This is a genomic window from Candidatus Delongbacteria bacterium (assembly GCA_020634015.1).
Classification (GTDB): domain Bacteria; phylum CAIWAD01; class CAIWAD01; order CAIWAD01; family CAIWAD01; genus JACKCN01.
Map to the genome: position 1 here is coordinate 46,141 of JACKCN010000010.1, position 7,429 is coordinate 53,569.

The following is a 7,429-nucleotide window of genomic DNA, read 5'->3' on the forward strand; positions in this document are numbered from 1 at the left end:
GATGTCCCTGCCCGATCTGAATCTCCCTTTGCTACCCGCGAATTGTCAGCCCTGGACCACGGGTTCCAGTGCGATTCTTCCCCTGGCACACGCGCCACTCCTGCGCCTGCGCGGAGCCCCCGAAGAGGCTCGCGACCTGCTGCAGCGACTGTGCGCCAGCGACGTGCGCCCACTGCCCGTGGACGCGGCTGCGCCGGGTGAACCCCAGCTTTTGCTGGAGCGGGATGGCCAGGTGCTGGACCGGCTCTCCCTGAGGCTGGACCCGCAGGGAGCGCTGATCGCCTGCACGCCAGAACGCCTGGCCGCGGTGAGGGCCCGCATCGACTCGATGATCTTCATGGAAGATCTGCAGCTGGAGGAGGACACCACCGGTCCCGCCTGGCTGGTCTGGAGTACGGGTGCGGACCTGCCGGGCGATGCCGACAGCTTCAGGCTGGGGCCATCCCTGTCTCTGGTGCGTGGACCTTTGCCCGCGCGCACGGAATCCGCCAGCCCTCTGGATTCCCGTGTCTGGGCGAGCGCGCTCCTGGACGGAGGCGAACTGCCGCTCTGGCGCAGCGAGTTCTCCGTGAATCCCCTGTACACGCCGCTGGCTGGCCTGATATCGTTCACCAAGGGCTGTTATCCGGGGCAGGAAGTGATTGCCCGGATGGACAGCCGCGGCAAGGTGGGCTGGCAACTGCGCTGCCTTGTTCTGCCCGTCATGCCTGGAGACGAGGGGCTGAAATCCGAGGAGGATGGCGCGCCCGCGAAACTGCTGGGATGTCTGGCCGTGCCCGGAAACGAGTCCTGTCGTGTGCTGTGTCTGGTGCGCCCGGAATGGAGCGGGCTGAAGCTTGAGGTCGAAGGAAGGTCGCACCGTGTCGCACTGGACTGAGGCTCGCACCTTGGGTGCTCTGCTGCTGGGCGTGTTGCTGCTGACGGGCTGCGCCGAGCAGCACCGCGAGGACCTGCGGCTCTGGACCATCGCCACGTCGTCGCAGAGCCTGTTGGCGCTCACGCCCGAATCGCAGGGCTGCGATGATTTTGGCTACCAGGATCGGCAGATCGTCTCGATCGCGGTGGCCAGTGAAGACAGGGTCTACGGGGTGGACCAGTCCAGCCATGAGCTGGTGCGCCTGCGCCCCTGGGGCGGAGGTACCGAACGCATCGGGGACATCGTCTCGCTGGCCTTCCCCCAGTCTCTGGCAGCGTCGCCGGACGGTTCGCTCTATCTGCTGGATGACAACCGCACCCTGATCCGGCTCAATCGCGACAGCGCGACCCGGATCCAGGAGTGGCTGTTGCCCACCGGGTTGTACGCCTCGCTGTGTTTCAGCCCGGTGTCATTCACCAGCCCCACCCGGGTCAATGTGTCCGCAGGCGATCTGCTGGCCCTGCGCCAGGAAGCCGGCAACAGCTGGCTGATCCTGCTGACGCGCGTGGGCACATCGGTGGAAGTGCAGGATCTGGCGCGCCTGTCTCCACTGCAGAGTTTCTGCGGCTCGTCCGTCGACGGCCGCTTCTACGCTCTGGATGGCACCCGCCAGGTGCTGGAACTTCGACCGGAAGCCGGCAGTCTGCGCCCCCTCTACGACGCCTCCTGCGCGCTGGAATCGGCCGGTCCGCTGAGTACTCCCTGACTCTGGTTGATTTCCCCCGCGATCCAGCCAGCTCTGGCGGTCCCTGACACGCCGGTCTGGATAATTATCCCCTGCTAAATAATTTCTAATTGGTCTTGAATTCCGGGGTGCATACTTCTGCAGACAGCCCGCCGAAGCTCCCATCGGTGGCTAGCTGATCCGGTTAGGTAACAAGGGCTTTTTTCAGGTTTCCGGCGGCTCGGCGTGTTGCCACCGGACACAACATGTAGTATCATTGAAGCCGGTTTGTGGCATATCTTGTGGCTTGCGCGGAACGGCTTGCCAGGCCAGCCTGAACGAACCCCCGGCAAGCGTCCGGCCAGCTTCGGCCCGCTTCGCTGACTGACGGAATCCATCACCGCGTGACGGCACTCCTTGCCGTTCATGTCCTGGGCCGCTTCGCACAATTATCGAATCCAATCCGGACCGCCGTCAGGTAATGTCCCTGGCTGGTTGTTCCTTTGTGGGAAACTCAATCGTATCGATCGGAAGTCCCCCGTCGCACGCTGACGGGACCGGGGCCTTCCCGACAAGCAAGGGGAGTTGTACAGGTGAAGACACCCGCCCCGTCCAGGGAATTGTGGGAACAGGAGCCCGCGGGAGGAGACATGCTGGGCATGTTCTCGCTGCAGGGCAAGATGAGAAGCGCCATCGGTGAAGACCGGTCCCGGGACTACGAGGCCGTTTACCGTCACATTGCCGACGAGCAGGCCGCGGGGCGGCTGCCCGTCCACGAGGACTACCTCGGTGGCAACGAGCTGGCCATCAGCGTGTATTCACGCAAGTACTACGTGAAGGATCTGGAAGGCAATCCCCTCGAGCACTCACCCGAAGACGTCTTCCGCCGGGTCGCCTCCTTCGTGGCCGCCATCGAGAGCAATCGCCCCGCGATGAACGAATGGGGCGAGCGCTTCTACACCGAACTGCACGAAGGGCGTTTCATTCCGGGCGGCCGCGTGCTGGCCGGCGCGGGCGATCTCTTCCGCCTGAAGACCCTGGCCAACTGCTTCGTCTCACGCATCGATGAAGATTCCATCGACAGCATCTACCAGACGGCCTTCCAGTGCGCGCGCACCTACAGTTATGGGGGCGGCATCGGAGTGGACGTGACTCCCCTGCGCCCGCGCAACGCCGTGGTGCACAATGCGGCCGATTGCAGCACGGGTGCGGTGTCCTTCATGGAACTGTTCTCGATGACCACCGGCCTCATCGGCCAGAGTGGCCGTCGTGGTGCCCTGATGCTCACCATTGATGTCAAGCATCCCGACATCCTCGATTTCATCCGGGTCAAGAAGGACCCCAACTGGGTCACGCGGCAGATCGTCGAACAGTGCCGCTGGAGCGGCCGCTTCAGCGAGCCCCAGCTCAAGGAAGTGGAGAAGCAGGTCGCCGAGAACACCCAGGTGCGCTTCGCCAACATTTCCATCAAGGCCTGTGACGAGTTCATGGCCGCCGTGGAGGAGCAGAAGCGTTACGGCGAGAGCGACTGGCTCGTCTACCGCAAGCAGGGTCTCGAGCGCAAGCTCAGTGCGCCCCAGGACGGCGATGTGCATTACAGCGTGGGCATTCCCTCGCGCCCCCTCGAGAACTATGAGCTGGCGGCTCACCTCACCAGCCTGCGCGACCTGCGCGAATGGACAGCCCAGCACTGCAGCGGCAGTCTGGACGAAGCCAGCCTGAGCGATCCGGCCCGCCGGGATGTCTACGGCGACGTCCTGCTGCGTGCACGCGCCGAGGACGCCGACTTCGAGTATGCCATCCGCCAGAGCGGCGACTTCCTGCTCTATTTCGCCAACAAGGCCTCGGGTGAAACCCGGCGCCTGGTGAAGGCCCGCGAGATCTGGGACGTCTTCGTGGAAGGCAACTACCGCACGGCCGAACCCGGACTGATCTTCTGGACCACCATGAGCCGCTTCAGCCCCAGCAACTATGTGGGGCGGCCGATCATCAGCACCAATCCCTGCGCCGAGGTGCCGCTGGAAGACGGCGGAGCCTGCAATCTGGGCAGCCTGAACCTCTCGCGTTTCGTCAAGGATCCGTATACCGACCGGGCCGCCGTGGACTGGGACCAGCTGGCTTCCACCACCGGCATCCTGGTGCGCTTCCTGGACAACGTGGTCAGCTGGAACGAGCGCCTCAACGCGCTGGGCAAGCAACGGGCCGCCGCCAGTGAAACACGTCGGCTGGGGCTGGGCATCATGGGCATCGCCGACATGCTGTACCAGCTGGGCATGCCCTACGACAGCGAAGAAGCCATCGAGCTCATCGGCCGCCTGAGTGCCTTCATCACCAACGTGGCCTATTCCACCAGCAGTGGACTGGCCGCCGAGAAGGGCGCCAGCCCCGTGTTTGACGCACGCCGTTACCTCGACTGTCCCTTCGCCCAGCAGGCGCTCACGCCCCAGACCCAGGCCGAGCTGGCGAAGAACGGGCTGCGCAACATCGCCATCATGAGCATCGCACCCACCGGAACCATCTCGAACATCGTGCTCAGTTTCCGCGCGGGCAAGAAGAACTACATCGGTGTGAGCGGCGGCGTCGAACCGGTCTTCGCCACACATTACACACGGCGCACGGAAAGCCTGGACAACCAGAAGTTCAAGGTCTTCCATTCCACGATCAGTGCCTGGATTGACATGATGGGCAAGAACGAGGAAGTGGCCCGTGCCGACAAACTCGAGCAGGTACTGCCGGCCTTCTTCTTCCGCACGGCCCACCATGTGGACCCCACCCGCCGGGTGCGCATCCAGAGCGTGATCCAGCGTTACATCGACCACAGCATCAGCAGCACTCTCAACCTGCCCGAGGACGTACAGCCCGAAGTGATCAGCGACATCTATCTCGATGCCTGGCGCATGGGCCTGAAGGGAGTCACGGTGTATCGCGACGGCAGCCGGGTACCCATTCTCAGTCTGGATGGCAAGCCCACCGAATTCCAGCGCTTCCGCCAGCGTCAGTTCCGCCTGCGGGTCGGCGACAGCGAGCAGCTGGTGGCCGGCGACGAGATCCTGCGCCTGCCGGACGGCACCCTGAGCACTCCCTACCACTACCTGAAATTCAATGGCCTGAGCGTGGAGCACGTGCTCCAGGGCGGGCTCTTCGAGGAGGTGAACGCGTGATCCGTCTCGACAACTCCACCTTCACCCTGGAAGAGATGCCCCCGGAAGCGCCTGCCGCCACCACGGCGCCCGCTGCAGCTGCACCCGCGGTGCCGGCACCGGCGCCCGTGAATACCGAAGTCATTCTCGAGCGTCCCGACGTGGTGGATGCCCGGGTCTATCGCCTGCGCAGCGCCTTCGTGCAGCACAATGTCTACGTGACCCTGGGCTGGGTCACCCAGAACGGCCGCAAGCGCCCGCTGGAGATCTTCTTCAACAGCAAGGACCTGACCCGCAGCCCCGAGTACGCCGTGCTGACCCGCCTGATCAGCGTGATCTTTCGCAAGACGGCCGACCCGGCCTTCATCCTCGAGGAGCTGCGCGGCATCCACGACCCCAACGGCGGGTTCTTCAAGGATGGCAAGTTCGTGCAGTCCTTCTACGCCGAAGTGGCCGACGTGATCGAGCAGTTCTTTCTGGAAGTGGGCATCCTGGGCGGTCAGCCCGAGAAGGCCCCCGTCGCCATGGCCACCGAGTCCAGCGTGGTGGTCAACGATCCCGGCACCCGCTACCGGATCTGCCCCGAGTGCAACGACCGCGGCCTCAAGCAGGAGAACGGCTGCGATTCTTGCGTGCTCTGTGGTTACAGCAAGTGTGACAAATAGCCTATCCCCGGGTCCCCGGACCCTTTCATGCACAACTCGGCCCGCCAGCACCGCTGGCGGGCCGTCGTGTTCCCATGCCCCACTTGCTCACGGCGCCAGACCGTCGCCCGGCATGGGTCGCGCTGCCTCGGAAGCCCATACCTGAAACAACCAGACCTGTCCTCCTGAGTCCAGCCCGCATGATTTGCAGCGTTCGCATGACCGAGACAACGGCAGGATCGCCGATTTGCCGGGACACTTCTCGCTTGCGCTCCAGACTGCCACGGTCTAGCTTTTGCGCCATGCTGACAGGCCACCCCAACACCAATTCCCGAACAGGGGCCCATGCCGGGAAGCTCGCGCGCCTGCTTGTGCTTGTCCTGCTGAGTTTCCTTTGGCCCCAACACATTCTGGCCCAGGCCCCGATCGACAGCTCACGGTTCGACTGGTTCGTGCCTCTGCACACCAACACGCCCCCCGGTTACTTCTGCGAACCGCTCGAGCTGGGTGACGGAAACATGCTGGCGTGGTGGGCGACGTTCAATGACAATACTCCTCCGTTCTTCGATGATGCGTATGGATCAGTTGTGTCTCCCGAAGGTCTTGTGCTCATTACTGACCAAGTAATACAGAATCATGTGGCAAAGTTGAACTTCGGCTGCTCAGGGTTCCACAGCAGTTTCTATCAAATGGAAGTTGACTTGGCTGGAATTATGGGACCATTCATCAATGCCATCAGTGTGTATCGGATCCTGGCGGACTATACGAACAATGATCTATTGCCCGTGGCCGAGCAGGTGCTGTTCACCCTGGAAGACAGTCTGGCTCTGGGGCCATACCGCACGATGGTCGCTTCGGATTCCCGATTGCTTGTCGTTCATGGAGTGAGCGACGCACATGTGGATTCCGCACGGTATCTGGGGAATCGTCTGGTGTTGATGGATGCGCTGACGCTGGATGTGTATCTCGATACATTGCTGGTAGATGACCAATCACGCTATCTGCTTCAGAGTGTGGAAGGAGGATTTTTCCTGCGGGGTGGTATCAAATCTGCATTCATCGGAGATGATGCCGAGTTTGATTGGGCAGTTGACAACACATTCGGGATGGAAGTACGCCAACTTCACTCGGATGGTCAGAATCTGGTCTTTGCGGGCCGAACCAGCGGAGACTCTGTTCTTGTTGTACGCCAGGACCGGCTGTCCGGAGTAGAAATGGATGCTCAGCTTGTTGCGACGGATGTTGAGTCCAATGGCACAATGGCCGCGCAATGGCTTGATGAGCAGTTGTTCTGTGTGTTTGCGGGTGACGAGTTTTCGGATCAGAGCGGGAGCTTGAGCGTCTTTGATGCTGGATTGAATCATGAGGTGGCTTTTATACCACTTGATACGACGCTCACGGTCGCGAAAATGGTCGGGCCAGACTTGATCCGATTTTCCACCAGTCAGCCCCTTTTGCTCAGGTACCGCATGGAAGCGGGGGAACTGCAACTGTCAGAGTTTTATCTGGGGCCTTACGATTACTCGGCCACCAGCATTCCCCCGAAATTCGTCCACATCGGGGGAGCGATGCTCGGGCTGTTTCTGGGCTCGGACAATGGCAACCATTACCCGGTCGCCTTCCGGCTTGCCGACTGGGAACCGGTCACCGCGATTCTTCCCAAGGCCAGGTCGAATGACTCACATAGTGCCGTGGATGCCTGGGTGGACGCGAACACAGGCGGACGATTGATACTGCACCTGGCAAGCCGCAGTGCACAAGTCTCCTCGGTTTCCCTTTACAACCTGCTGGGGCAGCGCTGCGCAGAGTGGCATTTCGATGCTGGGGCAGTGGGAGCAAGCAGCATTCCTCTGGTCTTGCCCGCGATTTCCGGGGGGCGTTACTTCCTCAAGATTGACGCCAGATCCAACCTGCCTTTGATCCTGCCCGTGACCCTGCTGCCCTGACGACTGACAGCGGTGTCTGCGAATGACACGCGTGACCGACACCGGCGTCAGCAGACACAGAACCCTTCCTCCAAGTCCTTTAAAAACAGTCCGTCCTTTCTGGCTTGAATCTTGCTGTT

Annotated in this window: 5 protein-coding genes; all 5 read left to right on the plus strand. The window is 62.1% G+C overall.

Annotation, left to right across the window (positions count from 1 at the left end; genetic code table 11):
- Nucleotide 1 precedes the first annotated feature (1 nt).
- The 5 genes from H6678_14975 to H6678_14995 all read left to right on the plus strand — a co-directional run bounded on the left by H6678_14975 (nt 2) and on the right by H6678_14995 (nt 7,310).
- Entirely contained in the window at nt 2-877 is an 876-nt protein-coding gene (locus H6678_14975; protein ID MCB9475102.1) for a hypothetical protein, read from the plus strand.
- Entirely contained in the window at nt 861-1,622 is a 762-nt protein-coding gene (locus H6678_14980; GenBank protein MCB9475103.1) for a hypothetical protein, read from the plus strand. Before H6678_14975 ends, H6678_14980 begins: the two co-directional genes overlap by 17 nt.
- A 608-nt stretch (nt 1,623-2,230) precedes the next feature.
- The gene (locus tag H6678_14985; GenBank protein ID MCB9475104.1) at nt 2,231-4,741 is read left to right on the plus strand and encodes an adenosylcobalamin-dependent ribonucleoside-diphosphate reductase; all 2,511 of its coding nucleotides are present in this window, start codon (nt 2,231-2,233) and stop codon (nt 4,739-4,741) included.
- Nucleotides 4,738-5,385 (plus strand): hypothetical protein, encoded by a 648-nt coding sequence (locus H6678_14990; protein MCB9475105.1) that lies wholly within the window; start codon nt 4,738-4,740, stop codon nt 5,383-5,385. Before H6678_14985 ends, H6678_14990 begins: the two co-directional genes overlap by 4 nt.
- Nucleotides 5,386-5,666: 281 nt before the next feature.
- Nucleotides 5,667-7,310: a hypothetical protein gene (locus H6678_14995; protein ID MCB9475106.1), complete on the plus strand. Its 1,644-nt coding sequence runs from the start codon at nt 5,667-5,669 to the stop codon at nt 7,308-7,310.
- Nucleotides 7,311-7,429 lie beyond the last annotated feature (119 nt).

What these genes read in the sequence shown, in the direction of transcription:
- H6678_14975 (MCB9475102.1), top strand. Translation starts at nt 2, where the DNA reads ATGTCCCTGCCCGATCTGAATCTCCCTTTGCTACCCGCGAATTGTCAG.
- H6678_14985 (MCB9475104.1), top strand. Translation starts at nt 2,231, where the DNA reads ATGCTGGGCATGTTCTCGCTGCAGGGCAAGATGAGAAGCGCCATCGGT.
- H6678_14995 (MCB9475106.1), top strand. Translation starts at nt 5,667, where the DNA reads ATGCTGACAGGCCACCCCAACACCAATTCCCGAACAGGGGCCCATGCC.